Below are 559 nucleotides of genomic sequence, written 5' to 3'. Positions count from 1 at the left end.
GCTGGGAAGGCAGCTTGGATTCCTTTCAAAGAGGCGGCGTTTAGAGAGCGTCAACGGATTGAAAAGGATGTTGTCAAGTTGTTAACAGGGGGGACAGAGATTAAGAATGATCAAATTGTCGATCTCATTCAACGCATGGTGAAAGCGCATCATAATGGATATGTTACGAAAGAGTGGGTGAAAAAGCGTTTTTCTGATTTGTTTAGATTAAGTGGAAACGAGGTTGTGAGGATGTTTAACCGATGATCCGTTATAGTCCTTCTGTCAATCAAGCGATCCGTCAAGCAGCAGCGCGATATGGTTTGCCAGAGAGTTATTTATACCGTGTTGCGCAAGTTGAAAGTGGAGGCAATCCGAATGCAAGGAATCCACGTTCTTCGGCTGGTGGGTTGTATCAATTTATAGACAGCACCGCCAAACAATATGGTTTGCAGGATAGGTTTGATCCCATGCAAGCGGCAGATGCCATGGGGCGGTTGACGCTTGATAATCGCAATCATTTAAGCCGTCTGTTGGGAAGAGCGCCTAGTGAAGCGGAGTTGTATTTAGCCCATCAACA

Annotated in this window: 1 protein-coding gene and 1 pseudogene; both read left to right on the top strand. The window is 45.6% G+C overall.

Going from position 1 to position 559, the window contains the following annotated elements; all coding sequences use genetic code 11:
* Positions 1 to 246 (top strand): annotated as a pseudogene (locus ACFIJP_RS09695) (hypothetical protein); the annotation flags it as partial.
* Positions 243 to 559, top strand: a 317-nt coding sequence (locus tag ACFIJP_RS09690) for a transglycosylase SLT domain-containing protein (protein ID WP_375627220.1), incomplete at its 3' end; no start/stop codon positions are given. The pseudogene ACFIJP_RS09695 and the gene ACFIJP_RS09690, both read left to right, overlap by 4 nt.

Source organism: Bartonella sp. MU37NMGALS, from assembly GCF_042194015.1.
Taxonomy (GTDB): domain Bacteria; phylum Pseudomonadota; class Alphaproteobacteria; order Rhizobiales; family Rhizobiaceae; genus Bartonella; species Bartonella grahamii.
The sequence above is the reverse complement of the archived record's forward strand: the minus strand, read 5'-3'. Positions and strand labels throughout refer to the sequence as shown.